Here is a 19,035-nt window from a genome sequence, read left to right as displayed (position 1 = left end):
GTTGCTTCGCTGGAATGCCAGTTCAAGGCGGGGTTGCGTATGGGTAAGCAGAGCAAAGGGCGCGTGGGGTGATGAGGGTGGGGGTGGGCAGGGTCACTGTGCGTGACGGCCATCGGGTGGTTGCTCTGTGTTACGACCGGTGTGGACTGGTGTGGGGAGAGGGGAAGGGGCGGCTCGGATCGGGTGTTGGTGTCGGGTGGGGTGGTGTCGCTGGCGGGCGCGGATGGGCGGAGGGCGGATGGGCCGTCAGGTTGTGGACTTGGGTGCCGCTGGATCTGGCGGGGTGGTTGCGGGCGTGGCTAGGCTTTCGGGGTTTGCCAGGACCGGTCCTCGTCGTCGAGGGGGTCCGTACCAGAGAGAGCCGGAGCGATCGCTGTGTCGCGAAAGGACGTCGAGCAGGCTGCCGCGCGGTCGCCCGGGCAGAAACGAGCCGGTCGCGTGGGGCTGGTCGGTGCCGGCGTCGTCGTCGCGGTAGAGGCGCTCTGGTTGGCGCTGGAACTGCCCGCCGGCGCACTGGTCAGCGACCTGGGCGCGATCGCCGTGGCGGGCTGGGCCGCGGTGGCCTGCGTCGGGGCGGCCCGCCGGCATCCGGCGGCGCTGCGCCGGTTCTGGCTGTTGTTGGCGGCCACCATGGCGCTGGCCCTGGCCGGGCGGGCACTGTGGACGTCGCAGCGGCTGCTCGGGGATAGTCTGCCGCACACGGTGCCGGTCGGGCTGATCTTCGCGGTGAGCCTGCTGACCGGCACCGGCGCCCTGTTCTGCTCGGTCACCGCCCCGCGCACCACGGTGGGTCGCGCCCGGACCCTGCTCGACGGGGTGATCGTCGGGTTGGCGCTGGTCCCGATCGGCTGGCTGGTGTTCTTCCGCAACGTCACCATGACGGATCTCGACGAGCCACTGCGCACCGCCGGCCTGCTCTACCCGATGTTCGACCTGATGCAGCTGACCATCCTGGTCGCGGTGGTCGGTCCCGGCCGGCCGGTGTGGCGGCCGATGGCGCTGCTCGGGGCGAGCCTGACGGTGCGCGCGGTGGCCGACACGGCGTACGTGTCGCTGGTCGCCGCCGGCACCTACCAGCCCGGCACGCCGATCGACGTGCTCTGGCCGCTGAGCTATCTGCTGATCGTCGTGGCGACCCGGATGTCGCCGCCGTCCGACTACTCCGGCGCCGAGGAGGCGGGGGAGTCGCCGTTGCCGCCGTGGTGGCGCGTGGTGCTGCCCTACCTGCCGGTGGGCGGGGCGATCGTGGCGACCATGCTGGCGCGCGACACCGGCGGCCACACCCCGCTGCCGATCTTCCTGGCGATGATGGCGCTGTTGGCGGCGCTGGCGCTGCGGCAGGGACTGGCGGCGAACGAGAACCTGCGCCTGGTCGCCCGGCTGCGGCAGCTCGCCTACGTCGACCAGCTCACCGGGTTGCCCAACCGGTTGGCGTTCACCCGCCGGCTGCGCGGTGCCCTGCGGGGAACGGACCGGGTCGCGGTGCTGCTGCTGGACCTGGACGGGTTCAAGCAGGTCAACGACCGGTTCGGGCACACCACCGGCGACACGCTGCTGTCCGGCCTGTCCCGGCGGATGCGTCGGGCGGTCGGCGACGACGGCATGATCGCCCGGGTCGGCGGTGACGAGTTCGCCGTGCTGGTCACCGACGGGCGACCGGCGGCGCCGGAGCGGCTGGCCGAGCGGTTGCTGGCGGCGCTGCAACCGTCGCCCGGCGAGGAGCTGGTCGGGGTGCATCCGTCGGCCAGCATCGGCATCGCCGAGTACGGGCCGCAGCACATCTCGTACACGGATCTGCTGCGCGACGCGGACATCGCGATGTACGCGGCGAAGGCGGCGGGCAAGTCCGCGTACCGGCGGTGCACGCAGGGGCTGCGGGAGTCGGCGGTGAGCCGGGCGGAGCTGATCGCCGACCTGCGGCGGGCGGTCGACGAGGAGCAGCTGCACCTGGAGTTCCAGCCGATCGTGGACCTGGCCACCGGGGCGGTGCGCAGCGCGGAGGCACTGGTGCGGTGGCGGCATCCCCGGCTCGGCGTGCTCAGCCCGGCCCGGTTCCTGCCGCTGGCCGAGGAGACCGGGCTGATCCTGGCGATCGACCGGTGGGTGATCCACGAGGCGTGCCGGGCGGCGGCCACCTGGCAGCAGCAGGTGCCGGCGGTGACGGTGGCGGTGAACATCGCCGCGTCGCACCTGCGCCGGCCCGACCTGATCGCGACCGTCACGGAAGCCACCGCCGGGGCCGGGTTGGCCCCCCGGGCGCTGACCCTGGAGCTGACCGAGTCGGCGCTGATCGAGGGCAGCGACGCGGTGCTCGACCGGCTGGGGCAGCTGCGGGAGCTGGGCATCCGGATCGCCATCGACGACTTCGGCACCGGGTACTCGTCACTGAGCTACCTGCACCGGATCCCGGCGACCGAGCTGAAGATCGACCGTTCGTTCGTGGCCCGGATCCCCGAGGACACCCGGGCGTACGCGACGGTGGAGATGGTGACCCGGCTGGCCGGCGCGTTCGACCTGGACGTGGTGGCCGAGGGGGTGGAGACCGAACGGCAGCACGACGCGGTGGTCGCGATCGGCTGCCTGCACGGGCAGGGTTACCGGTACGGCCGCCCGACCGCCCTGGCCGAGCTGCGAACCCTCCTGGCGCAGACCGACCCGTCCGGGGTGACCGGCGTCGCAGAATCGGACTTGACCCTCACGTAACGGCAGGCGGGACCGTGGTTCCCAGGAAGGGAGGGAACCATGGCGTACGGCGTGGGCCAGGTGGCCCGACTCGCCGGGGTGACGGTCCGGACGCTGCATCACTACGACGAGATCGGGCTGTTGTCGCCCAGCGGGCGCAGCGCGGCGGGCTACCGCCGTTACTCCGATGCCGATCTGGAGCGGTTGCAGCTGATCCGGTACTACCGCGAGCTGGGGTTCCCGCTGGAAGAGATCGCCGTGATCCTCGACGACCCGGCGAGCGACCCCGGCGCCCACCTGCGCCGACAGCACGAGTTGCTGACGGTGCGGATCAGGCGCCTGCAGGAGATGGTCGCGGCGATCGAGTTCGCGATGGAGGCGAGCAAGTTGGACATCCGACTGACCCCGCAGGAGCGCTTCGAGGTGTTCGGTGACTTCGACCCGGAGGCGCACGCCGAGGAGGCGGAGCAGCGGTGGGGCGGCACCGACGCGTACCGGGAGTCGAACCGGCGGGCGTCGCGCCACACCAAGGAGGACTGGCAGCGGATCAAGGCCGAGAACGAGGACTGGGGGCGGCGGATCGTCGCATTGCTGGCCTCGGGCGCGCCCGCGGACGGCCCGCAGGCGAGGGACCTGGCCGAGGAGCACCGGCAGCTGATCAGCCGGTGGTTCTACGAGTGCTCGTACGAGATCCACACCGGGCTGGCTGACATGTACCTGGCCGACGAGCGGTTCACCGCCCATTACGAAGCGATGGCGCCGGGGCTGGCCGCGTACCTGGCCGAGGCGATCCACGCCAACGCGATCACCCGCGCCTGACGTTCGGCGTGGGCCGCTCGTCGTCGTGGCGAAACCACCGTCTCGTCCGTATTGGTCCACCGATCGGGTAATTCGCCCGGTCGGGGCCGTGTCCCTGCCGGTGCCCGCAGCCGTTAACACTGTGACACCCCACTTGGTGGCCTGCGGTTGGTGGCATGCGCGGCGAAGGAGTCGGCGTGGCAAGGACTGATTCGACGGGTTCGACATGGCGGTACCGGTGGGCGCGCCGGCAGAACGAGCGCCGGCTGCGGCTGTTCCGCAGCGTCGAGGGAACGTGGCGGCGACGCGACGACGAGCTGCGCCGCCTGCGTACGCTGGCCGAGCAGTGTCACGGCTCGGCGGGGGCGGGCGACGGGCTTCCCCTGGAACTGGTCGCCGACGAGGTCGTGCTCCGGGTGGTGCCGGCCGCGCAACTGGTCGAGATGCGACACACCGCCGTGCTGCCCGCCCCCGACCTGACCGTCGGCGCCGAGACCGGCCGCCTGCGCAAGCGCCTTCCCGACGGGGTACGGATCACCGACGCCGGCATGGCGGTGATCACCAACCGTCGGCTGGTCCTGCTCGGCGGGCGGGGCCGGCGCGACTGGGCGTACCGGCGGATGACCGGTCTGGCGCACGACCCGCACGCGTCGGTGACCCTGATCCAGGTGCTGGACCGGCGGCGTACCTCCGGGGTGCTGCTGCGTGTGGACGCGGCGGCCGAGTTCCGGTTCGTGCTCACCCTGGCCTTCGCCGACGCCATCGAGCAGCGCCAGGCGGTCATCGACCAGCTCGACGAGCTGATCGCCGAGCACGCCCGGCTACGCCCGTCCCGACCGGGCATCGCCACCCCCGGGCAGGCCCGGCTGTCGGCGCTGATCCCCGGTGGCCGCCGGACCGCCGTGGTCGCCGCCGCGCTCGCCGTGATGGTGCCGGTGGCGCTGGCCAACTCCGGCCCGTCCGCCCCGACCCGCACGGAAACCGCGGTCGCCGCCACCCCGGCACCGGCCACCGCCAGCGCCGCGACGGCGCCGCGCGCCACCGGCTCACCGCGCACCACCGCTTCGCCGCGTGCCGGCGACTCACCCGCGCCGCGCCGGCCCAGCCCGACGCCCGAGCGGCGCTGCGGCGCCCCCGCCAACCCGATGGGATACGACTTCTGCGGCGGGGAACGGATCCGCGAGCCGGCCCGCGAGGTGTGTGACCACTTCGACTGCGTACCCGGGTTCTGGGAGGGCAGGGGCTACCTGGTGCAGTGCGAGAACGGGAAGATCAGCCTGGCCGGTGGCAGCCCTCGGGCCTGCGGCCTGCACGGCGGCGTGCGCCGCACCGTCTCCGACTGAGCTGACCGGTCCCGCCGCATCCGGGCGGGCGGCGGGTCAGGAGGGGAGAGCGCCGTTCTTCGCCGCGATGACCGAGCAACGGGTTATCCGAGGGGGACCTGGACGGCGACGTCGTGCTTCGGGTAGTACGACTCGAACTGGTCGGCGCCGTACTTGTCGCGGAACATCGCCACGATCCGGTCGACCTGGTCGGTCGCCGTGATCGGGGTGGCGCTCGAACTCAACGCGGCGCCGTTGGCCGTCAACTGGACCATCGGCGTCTGCTGGACGTTCTTGTACCACTGGCTGTCCGAGCCGGTTACCGGTACCAGGAACACGTTGTCGTCCTGCTGCACGAACCACACCGGGTGCGAGATCTGCCGCCCGGTCTTCCGGCCGGTCACGGTCAGCTCGACCTCGCGTACGCCGTCGAGGGCGTCACCGATCGCGTTGGTCATGATGTCCTCCGTGCGTGCGCCCGACGGTGCCTCTGCCGACAGGCTAGGCAGCGCCGCCGGCTCGCGCCGCCGGTTCCGCCACCTACCCCTCGAAACGGCGAACTCCCGGTGCCGCGCGGCGCGGCACCGGGAGTTCCGGGTCGGGTCAGCTCAGCGGCGCGCCGCCGGGCTGGACCACGTTGTTCACCGTGAGGGTGTACGGCGCGTACTGGGTCACCTGCTCGGTCGGCTCGTCGTAGGCGACGATGGCGACCACCTTCGGGAAGGCGGTCAGCAGCGCCGTCTGGACCAGCCCGAGGGTGAAGCCCGACTTGCCGTCGACCTCGACCTGGAGGGCCAGCTTGAGCTTCTCGTCGATGCCGACGAACCGGACGTTCCAGTTCGCCACCGGCGTCGGGTGGATCTCCGACGGCGAGCTGAACGGCGCCAGGCTCGACCCGTCGCTGACCAGTGTGCCGCCGACGGCGATGTCGTCGATCAGTAGGCCGCCCTCGTTGACGCCGCCGTCGCTGACGTAGCGGAAGCTCACCAGCACCTCCTGCCCGGCGTACGCCGACAGGTCGAACGAGTGCGGCTCGAAGCCCTCGGTGGTGCCGTTCAGGGCCGGGCCGAGCGGACCGGCGACGGTCTCCTCACCGGCGATGACGGTGTAGGTCTCCCCGCCGTCGGCGGAGACGCTGACGTAGCCGTAGTCGTAGCCGGGCTCGGCGCCGTACTTCGCGAGGAAGGTCAGCGTCGGGTCGGCGACCGGCACCGTCACCGGCGTGACCGCCGCGACGTCGAGGCTGCTGGCGTTGCCGGACCAGAGCACCGAGTTGCCCGGCCGGTCCGGGTCGTCGGTCACCGTACGCCAGGCCAGCGGGACCGGCGGCAGCGTCTTCGCGCCCGCGAACTTGATCGAACGCAGGTCGCCGCGGCTCAGCGGCTTGCCATCCGCCTTCTGCAAGGGGATGTAGTCGGCGCCGTTGGGTGCCGCGCCCGGCGTGGCGTACGAGGCCGGGTTGGCGAGGTTCACCGTGGCGTTGAGGCTGGCCGTGGTGACCCGCCGCTTGTCGACACCGAGCGTGATACCGAGCTTGGAGTTGCCGACGATCCGGTCGACCAGGTTCATCGTCTGGTAGTCGTGGATCACGTCGTACATGTCCTTGACGCCCTCGGCCCTGAGTGCGGCCTCAAGGCTGGCCAGCCCCTGCAGGTCGCCGTCGCGGTGCAGCCGGGAGATGAAGTCCAGGCCGTAGCGGTCGTAGAGGAACAGGAAGAACGAGTAGACGTTGCCGTAGTCGGCGAGCACTCCGCTGGAGGTACTGCCCTCGTTCCACAGATTGATCGAGTTCTCCGGGCCACCGCAGTCGCGTGGATTCGTGTTGTAGTCCGTCTGGACGATGCCGAAGCCCTGGAAACAGTGGATGTGGCTGTCCGTGCCGCGCTGGTCGACTCGGGCCGTGGCGTCGACGTAACCGGCGAGCGTCTGCACGAAGTCGGAGAGGCCCTCGTTGAGCCAGACCGTCTCGAACGGGTCGGCGTAGTAGTGCGCCAGGTGCTGCCATTCGTGGATGAACGTGCCCTCGTACAGGTTCGGGCGGGCCGGCCGGCTGGTGCACAGGTCGTCGGTCGGCTCGTTCGGCGGGTTCGCACCGGTGCGGTGCGCCCAGTCGAACGCGTCGACCGTCATGATGTTGCGGTCGAGCAGCTCGTTGAAGAGCGAGAAGTGGAACCCGGCGATGTAGCTGGGCGCGGCCGGGAAGTCGTAGAAGTTGTCGTCGCGTACGTTGTCGACGAGCGTGACCGTCCGGTTGCCGGCGCCGGTGTAGTCCCCGGCGATGGCGGCGTTGCTGCCGTCGCGCTCCGGCGGAGTGCTGAACGCGGCCGTGGACTTCGGGTACATGTTGGTGTCGAACTCGTTGACCAGGTGCGCGACCTGCGCGTCGGTGACCACCGTCGAGTTCGGGATCTGCCGGCGGCAGTCACCCTCCGGGAACTCGGTGTCGTTGGCGACCCACACCTCGATGTGGTCGCCCACGCCCCGCAGCGTGTAGTCCTTCAGGTAGATCACGCCCTGGTAGTCGTCCAGGGCGAGCCACTGCCGCACCGTACCGACCGGCGGCGTCTCGGCGGCCTGTGACTGCCGCGCCTGGGTGCGGGGCTGGTACTCGGTCGGCGCCTCAAGGCGCTGGCCGTTGAACGTGAAGTCCTTGCGCGTCAGCTCGCGGACGTCGCTGGCCAGCCCGGTGGCCGGTGCCGGGACGGGTTTCACCGTCGCGGTCTCCGTGGTGGCCGATGCCGAGGCCGGCTGAGTGATGACGTAGAGCAACGGTAGGACGATGGCGCTGGCTGCTATCCCCGCGAAGCGGCGTCGTGCCACGGAACCTCCTCATAGGTGGAAGACCTACCCGCCGGAGTGACCCAGGCGTCGGTGGATCTACGTACGCTGATCGAGCGTCTCCGTATCCTGTGCAGCCGGGCATCGATCAGGCAAGACCTCGGCGCGCAATCGATCCGATGAGCCGGTCAGGTCGAGGTCTCCCCTACCGCCGTGTTCGATCCGGGAACTGTCGGAACAACTTCCGGAAAACAAGGGGCGTCGAACATGGCAAGACGTACTGGCCGTCGACATTGTCACTAAGGCGTACCGGGGGCTACCCTGTGCCGATCCGGCGATGGAACGTCGCCGAAACTTTCGACGCGGCTACCGCTACGGAGAATCGACATGACGACCGCAACAAAGAGCCCGACAACGGTTGGGCCCCACGGCGGCGAGGTGCCCGGCCGGCTGATTCGAAACCCGGTGCTACCCGGCTTCAACCCTGACCCGTCGATTTTGCGCGTCGGCACCGACTACTACATCGCCACGTCGACTTTCGAGTGGTACCCCGGCGTCCGGCTGCACCACTCGACCGACCTGGTCAACTGGCGTCCGCTCGGTGGCGTCCTCACCGAGCGGCGGCTTCTCGACCTCACCGGAGCGGGTGACTCCTGCGGTGTCTGGGCGCCCGATCTATCCTATATGGACGGCGAGTTCTATCTCCTGTACGCCGACGTGGCAAGCTTCGCCAGCGGGTACTGGGATCCGCAGAACTATCTGGTGACCGCGCGCGACCTGGCCGGGCCCTGGTCGGACCCGGTGGTGCTGCATGGGCGCGGGTTCGACGCGGAGCTGTTCCACGACGAGGACGGCACCACCTGGATGCTGTCGATGACCGCCGACTGGCGGCCGGGCCGCGATCGGTTCGCGGGCATTCAGATCCAGCAGTACGACCGCGAGGCCCGGCGCCTTGTCGGTGCCGAACGGATCATCTTCCAGGGCACCTCCGTCGGTGTCACCGAAGGTCCGCACCTGTACCAGAAGGATGGCTGGTACTACCTGGTGACCGCGGAGGGTGGCACGTCCTGGGAGCACCAGGTGACCGTGGCCCGCTCCCGTAGCCTGTTCGGGCCGTACGAGGCCGATCCGGCCGGCCCGTTGCTCACCTCGTACGGTCGCCCGGAGCTGGAGCTGCAGAAGGCCGGCCACGGCAGCCTGGTGTCCACCCCGGACGGGCGTTGGTACCTGGCGCACCTGACCGCCCGGCCGTACACCCCACTCGGTCGGTGCGTGCTTGGCCGGGAGACCGCAATCCAGGCGGTGCAATGGCCGCAGGGGGAGTGGCCGAGCATCGAGGGGGGCATTCCGGCGGTGGTCGTACCCGTGCCGGGTGAGGCTGAGCCGGCAGCGGACCTGGCGGAGGAGCGTGACGACTTTACCGAGCCGGTGCTCGGCCCGGAGTGGTCGACGCTGCGCCGCCCCGCCACTGCGGACTGGGTGGATCTCACGTCGCGCCCCTCGTTCCTGCGGATTCAGGGTGGGCAGTCGCCGGTCGGCCGGCAGCGCCCGAGCCTGGTCGCGCGTCGCGTGACCTCGAAGCAGTGCGAGCTGACCGCACACCTGCATTTCGCGCCGGCCAACTACCGCCAGCTCGCTGGCGTCACCGCCTACTACAACACCCGCAACTGGCACTACGCCTATGTGACCGCCGACGACAACGGGCGGCCGGTGCTGGAGGTGCTGTCGTCGGACAACGGCCGGCGCACCATGCACGACGCGTGCCGCATCGAACTACCGGAGGTGGACGAGATCACGCTGCGGGTCACCTTCGACGGTCCGCGCGTCACGTTCGCCTATCAGCTGGCCGGTGCGGCGGGCTGGGTCGACCTGCCGGTGGAGCTGGACGCCACGATCCTGTCGGACGAGTATGCGGCGACCCTTGTGGATGGTGAGCCGGACGGCTGGGGCTTCACCGGGGCGTTCGTCGGCCTGTGGGTTCAGGATCTGGGCGCCGAGGGCGGGTACGCGGACTTCGACTGGGCCGCGTACCGCCACTGGTGAGTAGCGGCCACCGCGGGCGCGGCCGGGCGTGCGCACCGTTCACCGGCTGATGCAGTGGCGCGGCGTGTGGAAACATGGTCGACGTACGTCGATTCGCTGAACGGGGGATCACCGTGACGACACAGGTTTCCAAGGCCGCCGCCGTACCGGGTCCGACCGGGCATCCGCTCCTCGGCATGCTGCCGGCACTCCGCGAGGACCTGCTGGGATCGATCCTGGACGGCTTCCATCAGTACGGCGACGTGGTGGCATACCACGTCGGACTGCCCTGGGGTCCGCGCGCGGTGAGCGTGGACGTGGTGAACGTGCACCACCCCGACGGCATCCACCAGGTCCTTACCACGCCGCAGGTCTTCAGCCGCCGCGCGAGCGCGTACGAGATCCTTCGTGAGTTCATCGGCGAGGGCCTGCTGACCAGCGAGGAAGACCGGTGGCGGCGGCAGCGACGGACGCTGCAACCGCTGTTCACGCCGCGCCGGGTGGCCCGCTACACCGAGCTGATGGCCGAGGAAGCGGCCCGCGTCGTCGACGACATGGCGGTCACCGCGGGATCCGTCGTGGATCTGTACCAGGTCATGCAGCGCTATACCATGCGGGTGGTCGGCCGGGCGCTGTTCGGCGACGACATCGACGAGGTCGTCCCCCGTCTGCAGGAGCTCATGCCGATTCTGGGTGATCTCGCGCTGGCGCGCGCCCTACAGGTGGTCAAGTTGCCGCTGCGCTGGCCGACGCCGCGGTCGCGCCGGATCGCGCAGGTACGCGCGACGCAGTACGAGATCGTCGACCGCATCATCGCCGACCGCCAGGGCCGGGCGGGCGGCGAGGAGAACGAGGATCTCCTCGGTCGATTGTTCGCGGCCGAAGATCCGGAGACCGGGCAGGCGCTGTCCATCGAAGAGATCCGGGATCAGGTGCTGGTGTTCCTGCTCGCCGGACACGAGACGACCTCGGCCGGGCTGGCCTTCACCATGCACCTGCTGGGTCGGCATCCCGAGGTGCAGGAGCGGGTCGCGGCCGAGATCGGCACGGGCGACGACGAGTTGGTGCGGGCCGCAATCATGGAGGGCATGCGGCTGTACCCGCCGGTGTACAGCATGGAGCGGATGTCCGAATCCGACGTTGTCGTCTCCGGCTACCGGATCCCGGCCAACACCAAGGTGGTGATCACCCCCTGGGTCACCCACCGGCATCCGGAGTTCTGGCCCGATCCGGAGCGCTTCGAGCCCGACCGGTTCCTCGGCCGGCAGGAGCGGCCGCGCTACGCGTACTTCCCCTTCGGTGGTGGGCCGCGCAGCTGCATCGGGGAACACTTCGCGCTGCTGGAGATGACCGTACTGCTGAGCGCGTTGCTCGCCCGCTACCGGGTCGACACGCGCGGCGAGCGGCTGGATGTCGTGCCGAGGGTCACCTTGCGTCCGGCTGGCGCGGTCCGGGCAACGCTGAACCTCAGGTGAGCTGGTGCCCTGGCTGATCCGGACAGGATCAGCCAGGGCAGCCGTTCGCCGCCGGCGGTCGTCTAACGCTCGCGGACTGGCGTCCCGTCACCCGTCGTCACCGGCAACGGCTCGATGGCGGGCGGCACGGCGGGCGCAGGCCCGGCGGCCCGCTCTCGGGGTCGGGAGCTGGCGAACCGGCGCATCATCGGCCGTTCCACGCGGGCGTGGAGCAGCCATGCCAGGCCGAGCGTGGCCAGGTAGGCGCCGACCATGACGGCCAGCGCAGCCGTGATACCGAAACCGTCCGGGGACACGTTGCTGGCGCCGTACAAGACCAGGATGTGAATGAGGTAGAAGGCGAAGGACGTGTCGCCCAGCCAGCCGGCGACCCGCCCGCGCAGCGGTGAGCGGTGTCCCTCGACGTCCGCCCGCGCCGCGGCAGCCACCAGCAACGAGAGCGGGATGATCATCGCCGCGACCACCGAGTAGAGCAGCGGCACGACCTGGGAGATGCCGTAGAAGGCCACCGTGATGAGGGCGGCGGCGGGCAGGCTTAGCCTGAACCACTTGCCCCGCATGACGAGCTGGGCGATGACGATCCCGAGGACGAAGTCCAGCATCCGGATCAACGGAAACTGTTGCACGAACCAGAACTGCGGGAATGCTGCGTCCGCGTAGGTGTACGTCGGCTCGGCCGGAAGGAACGTGGTGGAGAAGACGGGTGCGACCAGCGTCGCGGCGACGATGCCGGCTGCGATCGACCAGAGCCAGGTAGGGGAGAGCCGCCGAAACCCGGCGAGCAGCCACGGGAACGACGCGTAAAAGAAGATCTCACAGCTCAGCGACCAGCTCGGTGGATTGATTCCGTTGAAGATGAACTCGTTTGGAATCCAGCTCTGCACCAGCGTGACGTTCGCCAGCGTCGGCCACAGCGGCGCGCCACCGCGGACCAGGACCATGAGCACGATGACCGCGGCGCAGACGACCAGGTGGTTCGGCAGGATCCGGGCGGCTCGGCGGCGCCAGAACCGGCGTTTCGGCTCGTAGTCGGCAGCCGACCAGGTCAGGACGAAACCGCTGAGGATGAAGAAGAAGCCGAGGGCAGCAGATCCGGTACGGCTGAGGGTGGCGTACCACCAGTCGTCGATCCGCTGGTCGGCGAAGAAGCCGAACAGCGTCGTGTGGGAGAAGAAGACCGTGACCGCGGCGACCCCCCGCAACCCGTTGAGCGTCGGCAACTGCCGGGCCATGCGTCCCGCCTGCGCTGTCATCGGCGGCCACCCTCCGTGGTGTCGGACAACTCCTGTCTGCGTACCGGCTGACGCGTCCGGAACGCCTCCTCCGCGATGTCGGCCGCGCGCCGCACCCCGTCCAACTCCGCGATTCGGCGTTTGTAGTGCTGCGCCTTCGCCCGGTAGGCAGGGTCGCCGCGCACCGTGTCGATGGCCGCCCGCAGCCGCGCCGGAGTCACCTTGTGCACCGGGATGAACTCGCCCGCGCCGAGGTACTTGAGCCGGGCGGCCACGCCCGGCTGGTCGTTGCCCACGGGCAGTGCGACGATCGGTACGCCGTGGGCGAGTGACTCCAGCGCGGTGTTGATTCCGGCGTGCGTGATGACGAGAGACGCCCGCGCCAGCAGATCGAGCTGAGGCGCGTACCGGACCACGATCGGGTTGCCGGCGAGGCCGGTCGGCGGCTCGACGTCCGTGCTGCCGAGGGAGACGACCAGTTGCGCGTCACGCCCGGCACACGCCTCGGCGATCGCCTCGAATATGCGCGGGAGGCGGTTCTGGAGGGTACCCATCGAGGCGTAGATCAACGGGCGGTCGTCGAGCTTCTCCCAGGGGAACGGCACCGGCTCGGTGCTGTCCTCGTCGTGGAACGGGCCGGTGTAGTGGAACGAGTCCGGCAGTCGCATACGCGGGAAGTCGAAGAACGGCGGCTGTTGGGTGATCTGGGCGAGGTCCGATCCGTCGTTGACTCCGTTGACCGGCCGCAGGCCCCACGCGGCGCGACGTTCGTTGATCCGTTGCAGCACCGGCCGGATGACCCAGGCGATCACCTGGTCACCCAGCATGTTGCGGGCCCGCGCGAGCAGCGACGGATGGTACGGCCACGCCGTCATGAACGGCGGCACACCCGGCTCGGTGTTCAGCGCCAGCGCGTTGCACACGTTCACGACCGGAATGTCGAGGTGTTCCGCGACGGAGTTGCCCGCGCCGTAGACCTGGTCCACCAGCAGTGCGTCCATGCCGTGCTTCGCCACCAGGACCGGCAGATCCCGCAGCAGAACCTCGACCTCGCGCACGTACCCGCGGACGATGAAGCGGATCGCGGCCAGGCCACTCAGCCGGCCCTGCTCCTCGGAGAAGCGGGCCAGCGAGCCCACCGGAAACTCGCGCTCGCCGATCGGCGCGAAGGCGAACCTGGCCGTGAACGACTTCGTTGCGGCGTCCGGCAGGGAAACCAGGGTGACCCGGTGGCCGCGCCGAACCAGTTCCCTGCCGAGCGTGGCCATCGGACTGAGGTGACCGGTGTAGTCGGGAACCACGAGTCCGATGTGAAACGCACGCGGAGTGGACATGGGTCGCTCCCTCGCTGGGTTCATACCACCGTCGCCAGGCACGACGGATGTATCGAGAACTCGGCCGGGGTGTGTCCGACGATCTCGCCGTCCACCTCCACCGGCAGCGGGCTGTCCGCGTCGATGCGCACGGTGCGGACCTCCTGCCGGTGGATTGCCGGGTGTCCCGCAGCGGCACCGCGGAACACTCGCCACATCAGCCCGACCACGCCGATGCGGCCGACACCCGCCACCCGCACCGCGTCCAGGTATCCCGCCTGCGCCGGCTGGGTGCGACCGAAGGTCAGCCCACCGGCGAAGTACGGCACCTTGAGCACGGCGAGATTGGTGACGATCTGGTGGGACGGTTCGCCGTCGAGTTCCCACCGCACCGCGACGGGCCGCCAGCGGGCCAGTGTCCCGAGGCTGGACGCCGTCTGGGCGAGTGGCAGGTTGAGCCGCTTGAGCACCCGGTTGACCGGTGTCTTCTCGGTGAACCGCTGACCGATCACACTGATCAGGCCGACCGTACCGCTGACGAGAAAGTACCGGTGGCCCGGCGTACCGTCGGGGCGGGTGAAGGTCACCGTGCCGACGTCGGTTTCCCGGTCGCGGGTACGATCGAGCAGGTCACCGAGGTGGGCGACCGGCTGCCGGCCGCGAGCGAAGTCGTTGCAGGTACCGGCCGGCACGTACGCGAGCCGCACCTTCTCCCCGCCCGCCGCCAGCATCCCGTTGGCCACCTCGGACAGCGTGCCGTCGCCGCCGACGGCCACCACCGTGCCGTACCCGTCCTCGACTGCCTGCCGCCCGAGGGCGATGCCGTGCCCGGGATGGCGGGTGGACCAGCACTGCGCTTCGGGTAGCTCTGCGGCGATCCGCTGCTCGATCGTGCGCCCGCGCTGGACCCCGGACGCGGGGTTGACGATGCAGACGACCGGGTCGTGCTCATCGGCTGCCATGCGCCTGCTCCATCGCCAGTTTCGCCAGGGTGTGGCTCAGTGCCTCCGCGAACCCGAACCGGGGTGAGTAGCCGATCGACCGGATCCGGCCGACGTCGTACCGCATTCCTCCGGCAACGGACCGAACCGCGTAGCGGGTGAGCAGCGGCCGTCCGGATCTGGTGCCGACGCCGGCCCACCCGGCCAGTTCGGACAGTGCTCCCGCCGCCAGCGCCGCACCGAAGGGGATCGACGAGGTAGGCGGCCGTGCCCCGATCCGCTCGGCCACCGCGGCGATCAGCTCACCCAGGGACAGGCCGTACGAGTCGCCCACGATGAACCGGCCGCCCGCGCAGCCGGGGGTGGTGCCGGCCAGCACGATCGCGTCGGCCAGGTTGGCGCTGTAGGTCACCTCGATCGGGGGTGCGCCGCGGTCGAACTGGACGAGCCTGTTGTCCCGCAGCCCGCGCACGAGCTCGGGCAGGAAGTTGCGGTCGCCGGGGCCGAACACCCAGGCGGGGTACACCACCGTGACATCCAGACCGTTCCCGTGGTATGACCACGCCAGCTCCTCCCCGGCAGCTTTCGACTGCGGGTACGGGTATCGCGGTACCCGCCGTGGCGACGCCTCGTCGATGACCTTCGCCGCGTGAAAACCGAAGACGTCGACGGTGCTCAGGTAGACGAATCGGGAGACGCCGCCGCGCCGCGCCTCGTCCAGCATTGCGCGGGTGCCGTCCTGGTTCACTCGCCAGATGCGACGGCCAGGTCGCCAGTCGGTCAGATCGGCGGCTGCGTGCACCACGAGTTCCACGTCCGCGCAGGAGCCGCGTAGCGACTCCGGATCGGTCAGGTCACCGACGTGCGTCGCGTACGCCGCGTGCTCCGGCGTGGGCGCCCGCACCAGCCCGCGCACCGACCAGCCCTGTTCCCGCAGCGCGGCGGCGACCGCGCGGCCGACACAGCCGGTGACCCCCGTCACCAGCGCGACACCGGACCCCATCAGGTGCCTCCCGCCAGCAGGGCCCGCAGATCGGCCAGCAACGACCCGGCCGGGTCGAGCGCCCGCATGCGCAGCAGCAGGTTCCGTAGTTCTCGGCGTTCGCCCGACTCGTCGAAGAGCAACAGCTCCGGGCCGGCGACCAGCTGTCCCACGTGGGTGGGATGCAGGCCGCGTTCCGACAGCGCCTGGGCGCATTGCTCCGCGTCGGCGGGGTCGACCGCGTACAGCAGCTCGAACTCGCCCCACTCGGCAGCGGCCGAACACCACCGAGGCAGCTGCGCCGAGTCGGCGATGGCGGAAACGATCGGTGCGTACACCTCATCGCGCAGCACCACCTCGGTCCCCAGACCGTTCAGCTCGGCGAGGCTGACCGCCGCGCTCAACAGCCCGTCACTGGTGTCGATGCACGCCCGCGCGTACCGGCGCAGTGGATCGCCCGCGGCCACCCGCGCCTCAGGAAGCCACGGCTCGCCTTCCCCCGTACCGCCGAGGGCCAGGGCACGGAAGCCGACCGCGTTGCCGGCGCCGATCGGGCCGGTCACATACAGCGCGTCGCCGGGCCGAGCACCGACCCGGCTCAGCACCGATCCGCGAGGGACGGTGCCGAGGGCGCACGAGGTGAAGCTTTCCTCGTCGGCCCAGTTGGTGTCGCCGCCCACGATGTGGCAGCCGTACCGTTCGGCGGCGTCGGACGCGCCGCGCCCGAACTCGCGGGCGTCATCGAGGGTCCACTTGTCGCGGCGCAGCGAGCAGGAGACAAGCACCGCGACCGGGTCGGCGGCCACCGCGGCGAGGTCACTGACGCTGACGGTGGTGGTCAACCACCCCTTCGCGTACGGCGTGGTGACGGTGGCAAGTTCGGCTCCGTTGTTTAACGTGTCGATCGTCATCGCCAGGAGCCCGGCGGCACCCAGATCGAGTAGCTCGGCGTCGGCCTCGAAGGCGTTGTTGAGTTGCCGCGGCGACCGGACCATGCACTCGCGTATCGCGGTGATCAGGCTGCCCTCGGCCGCGTTCAGGGACAGCCGGTTCCAGGCGGTAGAGGTCACGTCACGCCTGCCGGGACGATTGGGTCGCGCGCAGCGTCAGCTCCAGATAGGCCATCATCGGAACGGCGGCGACAAGGAAGAGCGTCGGTCGGTGCAGCGCGCCGAGCGACAGGAAGAACAGTGTGGTCGCCCGGATGAACCAGACCAGCGCCTCGTACGCCCGGGTCTCCGGTGCCCGGATGAGCGTCACGAGGCTCTGTGTGAACCCGAGCCCGGCCGCGACGAGTAGCCCCCAGAAGGCGATCTCGGCATAGGTACCCGTGCGGCCGGAGCCCGCCACGGCGGCCGCGCCCGCGGCCACCACCGCCACGACCGGGAACACCACGGCGATCCGGGCGGAGGCCCTGGTGCCGATGGCCACCGGCAGCGTGCGGTAGCCCGCGACCCGGTCGCCCTCGATGTCCTTGAAGTACCCGACGAGGCAGAAGCCGCTGAACACGACCGCGACGAGCGCCGTCTGGAACCAGGTCACCGCCGGGATGTCGAGCCATCCGGCGTCGGGTCGGACGGCCACGGCCCCGAGCACCGTGAACAGCGCCATGTCGACGCCGTTGACGAGGTTGCCCAGCATGGGAATGCGCTTGGTCCAGGAGTAGACCAGATGCCCGCCGATCGCGATGACACTCCACAGCGCCAGCGTCGGTGCGACAACGATGGCCACCACCATCAGGGCGGTGGACATCGCGAGCGTCAGCCCGAGGCCGACGTGGGGGTTTATCAGCCCGGTGACGAACGGGCGGTCCGGCGCGTTGACCGCGTCGGCCTTGCGGTCGAACCAGTCGTTGATGACCACGCCGACGCCGTATCCGAGGGTGCAGAACAGCAGCCCGATCACGATGCTCGCGGCGCTGGCCCCGACCGGCGGCGCGGTCATGCCGACCAGACCGGCCGACAGCGAGAAGGGCACGAAGTGGAGCCGCCACATCCGCGCCCAGGCCACCACCTGATCTCGGACGGTGACTGTGGGTTCGAGCTGGCTGACGGTCATCGGTCCTCCCGGGGCATCAGGTCGCGGACTTCGGCAAACGCGGCGACGACGCGCTTGAGCTGCTCCGATGTATGCGTGGTGGAGAAGCTTGCGCGCAGCCGGGGCGAAGCCGCCGGGGGGATCACCGCGTTGACGTACACGCCGCGGTCCAGCAGGCTGCGCCACGCGCGCAGGGTCTGCTGCATGCCGTCGAGCAGCACCGACACGATCGGCGTTTCGCTGGGGATCGGGTCATAACCCAGGGCGGCGAGTTCGCGACGCACATACGACGCGTTCTCCGCCGCCTGCTGGCACAGCCACGGCTGCGCCCGCAGGATGCGCAACGAGGCGTACGCGGCGGCCAGGTTCGCCGGTGGCGCGGACGCGCTGAAGATGAGGCTGCGCGCGTGGTGGCGCAGGTACTCGATGACATCCTCCGGACCGAGCACCGCACCGCCGATCGACGCCAGCGACTTGCTGAAGGTGACCGTGACGAGGTCGACCTGATCGGTGACGCCGAAGTGTGCGCTGGTACCCCGGCCTTCGGCGAGCACGCCGATGCCGTGCGCGTCGTCGACGAGCAGGCGGGCGCCGTACTGCTGGCACAGCCGTACGACGTCGGTCAGCGGGCACAGATCGCCCGCCATCGAGTACACCCCGTCCACCACGACCAGCCGGCCGGCGTCCGAGGGGCTGGCTGCCAGTTGCCGCTCCAGGTCGTCCATGTTGTTGTGGGCGAATCGGCGGATCTTCGCTCGGCTCATGCCGCAGCCGTCGTAGACCGAGGCGTGCGCCTCGCGGTCGAGGATGGCCACGTCGTGACGCGACAGCAGCGACGCGATCACCCCGACGTTTGCCTGGTATCCGGTCGGAAACACCAGTGCGGCCGGCATGCCGAGGAAGTCGGCCAGCTCGTGTTCCAGCTTCTCGTGCAGCGGTGTGTTGCCGTTGAGCAGCCGCGAGCCCGTACGTGAGGATCCGTACTCCTCGATCGCCGCCTGCGCCGCCGCTTTGACGCGCGGGTCGGAGGTGAGTCCGAGGTAGTTGTTCGAGCCGCACATCAGGATGTCGCCGTCCGCGGTCTGCGCGACGGTCGCGTCCTGCCCCTCGAAGGGAGTGAAGTACGGGTAGAGCCCGGCCGCGCGGGCCTCCCTGCTCTCGGTGTATGACCGGCAGCGACCGAAGATATCCACTGTCACCACGGTTCGCGTAACCCCTCTCATCTGGTGCCCCGTGTGCATCTGGCCATGTAGCGGACCTGCTGCCCGAGTTGTCGGCGGCATCGCTCCAGGCGGCGGCGCACCGGCGGCCGAGGCGAGGCCGGCCGGCGCGTAGCCGCTGTGCGGAGGGAGGTGGACGTCATCCCCTGGGCGGTGGTGACCGGGCCGCGTTCGGGCGTGTGTGTCGCGATTACGGATGCGAGGAGGTGATCCGGGCCACCGCGGTCCGCGGT

14 protein-coding genes are annotated in these 19,035 nt (G+C 70.2%); 5 read left to right on the top strand and 9 right to left on the bottom strand.

The window, feature by feature from the left end; all coding sequences use genetic code 11:
• The first annotated feature begins 438 nt into the window (after positions 1-438).
• The 3 genes from O7615_RS03635 to O7615_RS03625 all read left to right on the top strand — a co-directional run bounded on the left by O7615_RS03635 (position 439) and on the right by O7615_RS03625 (position 4,823).
• Positions 439-2,703, top strand: coding sequence for an EAL domain-containing protein (locus tag O7615_RS03635; protein WP_278175784.1), 2,265 nt, complete (start codon positions 439-441; stop codon positions 2,701-2,703).
• Positions 2,704-2,742: 39 nt separating this feature from the next.
• Positions 2,743-3,501, top strand: coding sequence for a MerR family transcriptional regulator (locus O7615_RS03630; protein WP_278175781.1), 759 nt, complete (start codon positions 2,743-2,745; stop codon positions 3,499-3,501).
• 176 nt (positions 3,502-3,677) lie between these two features.
• A complete protein-coding gene (locus O7615_RS03625) occupies positions 3,678-4,823 on the top strand; it encodes a hypothetical protein (RefSeq protein WP_278175779.1) in 1,146 nt (381 codons plus the stop codon).
• Between the two features lie 83 nt (positions 4,824-4,906).
• Here O7615_RS03625 and O7615_RS03620 read toward each other — a convergent pair whose 3' ends face one another.
• Both O7615_RS03620 and O7615_RS03615 read right to left on the bottom strand, forming a co-directional pair.
• Entirely contained in the window at positions 4,907-5,260 is a 354-nt protein-coding gene (locus tag O7615_RS03620; protein ID WP_278175777.1) for a nitroreductase/quinone reductase family protein, read from the bottom strand.
• Positions 5,261-5,405: 145 nt separating this feature from the next.
• Complete coding sequence (locus tag O7615_RS03615) at positions 5,406-7,622, bottom strand: immune inhibitor A domain-containing protein (RefSeq protein ID WP_278175774.1); 2,217 nt, start codon at positions 7,620-7,622, stop codon at positions 5,406-5,408.
• A gap of 345 nt (positions 7,623-7,967) precedes the next feature.
• On the opposite strand from O7615_RS03615, the gene O7615_RS03610 reads away from it, so the two are divergent.
• Positions 7,968-9,623, top strand: coding sequence for a glycoside hydrolase family 43 protein (locus tag O7615_RS03610; protein WP_278175772.1), 1,656 nt, complete (start codon positions 7,968-7,970; stop codon positions 9,621-9,623).
• Positions 9,624-9,736: 113 nt separating this feature from the next.
• Positions 9,737-11,077, top strand: coding sequence for a cytochrome P450 (locus O7615_RS03605; protein WP_278175770.1), 1,341 nt, complete (start codon positions 9,737-9,739; stop codon positions 11,075-11,077).
• A 62-nt stretch (positions 11,078-11,139) separates the two neighbouring features.
• Here O7615_RS03605 and O7615_RS03600 read toward each other — a convergent pair whose 3' ends face one another.
• Genes O7615_RS03600 through O7615_RS03570 form a run of 7 tightly spaced genes read right to left on the bottom strand, consistent with a single transcriptional unit; the run spans position 11,140 to position 18,775 of the window.
• Positions 11,140-12,330 (bottom strand): acyltransferase, encoded by a 1,191-nt coding sequence (locus O7615_RS03600; protein WP_278175769.1) that lies wholly within the window; start codon positions 12,328-12,330, stop codon positions 11,140-11,142.
• Positions 12,327-13,643: a glycosyltransferase gene (locus O7615_RS03595; protein WP_278175768.1), complete on the bottom strand. Its 1,317-nt coding sequence runs from the start codon at positions 13,641-13,643 to the stop codon at positions 12,327-12,329. Before O7615_RS03595 ends, O7615_RS03600 begins: the two co-directional genes overlap by 4 nt.
• 20 nt (positions 13,644-13,663) lie before the next feature.
• Complete coding sequence (locus O7615_RS03590) at positions 13,664-14,584, bottom strand: diacylglycerol kinase family protein (protein WP_278175767.1); 921 nt, start codon at positions 14,582-14,584, stop codon at positions 13,664-13,666.
• Positions 14,571-15,566 (bottom strand): NAD-dependent epimerase/dehydratase family protein, encoded by a 996-nt coding sequence (locus O7615_RS03585; RefSeq protein ID WP_278175766.1) that lies wholly within the window; start codon positions 15,564-15,566, stop codon positions 14,571-14,573. The genes O7615_RS03590 and O7615_RS03585 overlap by 14 nt, the downstream gene beginning before the upstream one ends.
• Positions 15,566-16,615: an AIR synthase related protein gene (locus tag O7615_RS03580; RefSeq protein WP_278175765.1), complete on the bottom strand. Its 1,050-nt coding sequence runs from the start codon at positions 16,613-16,615 to the stop codon at positions 15,566-15,568. The genes O7615_RS03585 and O7615_RS03580 overlap by 1 nt, the downstream gene beginning before the upstream one ends.
• A gap of 1 nt (position 16,616) precedes the next feature.
• Positions 16,617-17,603: a UbiA prenyltransferase family protein gene (locus tag O7615_RS03575; RefSeq protein WP_278175764.1), complete on the bottom strand. Its 987-nt coding sequence runs from the start codon at positions 17,601-17,603 to the stop codon at positions 16,617-16,619.
• Entirely contained in the window at positions 17,600-18,775 is a 1,176-nt protein-coding gene (locus tag O7615_RS03570; protein ID WP_278175763.1) for an aminotransferase class I/II-fold pyridoxal phosphate-dependent enzyme, read from the bottom strand. The genes O7615_RS03575 and O7615_RS03570 overlap by 4 nt, the downstream gene beginning before the upstream one ends.
• Positions 18,776-19,035 lie beyond the last annotated feature (260 nt).

This window comes from Micromonospora sp. WMMD1082 (assembly GCF_029626175.1).
Classification (GTDB): domain Bacteria; phylum Actinomycetota; class Actinomycetes; order Mycobacteriales; family Micromonosporaceae; genus Micromonospora.
The sequence above is the reverse complement of the archived record's forward strand: the minus strand, read 5'-3'. Positions and strand labels throughout refer to the sequence as shown.

Bases quoted from the DNA above. Each gene is read 5' to 3' on its own strand.
- O7615_RS03630 (WP_278175781.1), top strand. From the start codon at position 2,743: ATGGCGTACGGCGTGGGCCAGGTGGCCCGACTCGCCGGGGTGACGGTC.
- O7615_RS03620 (WP_278175777.1), bottom strand. From the start codon at position 5,260: ATGACCAACGCGATCGGTGACGCCCTCGACGGCGTACGCGAGGTCGAG.
- O7615_RS03610 (WP_278175772.1), top strand. From the start codon at position 7,968: ATGACGACCGCAACAAAGAGCCCGACAACGGTTGGGCCCCACGGCGGC.
- O7615_RS03600 (WP_278175769.1), bottom strand. From the start codon at position 12,330: ATGACAGCGCAGGCGGGACGCATGGCCCGGCAGTTGCCGACGCTCAAC.
- O7615_RS03595 (WP_278175768.1), bottom strand. From the start codon at position 13,643: ATGTCCACTCCGCGTGCGTTTCACATCGGACTCGTGGTTCCCGACTAC.
- O7615_RS03590 (WP_278175767.1), bottom strand. From the start codon at position 14,584: ATGGCAGCCGATGAGCACGACCCGGTCGTCTGCATCGTCAACCCCGCG.
- O7615_RS03585 (WP_278175766.1), bottom strand. From the start codon at position 15,566: ATGGGGTCCGGTGTCGCGCTGGTGACGGGGGTCACCGGCTGTGTCGGC.
- O7615_RS03575 (WP_278175764.1), bottom strand. From the start codon at position 17,603: ATGACCGTCAGCCAGCTCGAACCCACAGTCACCGTCCGAGATCAGGTG.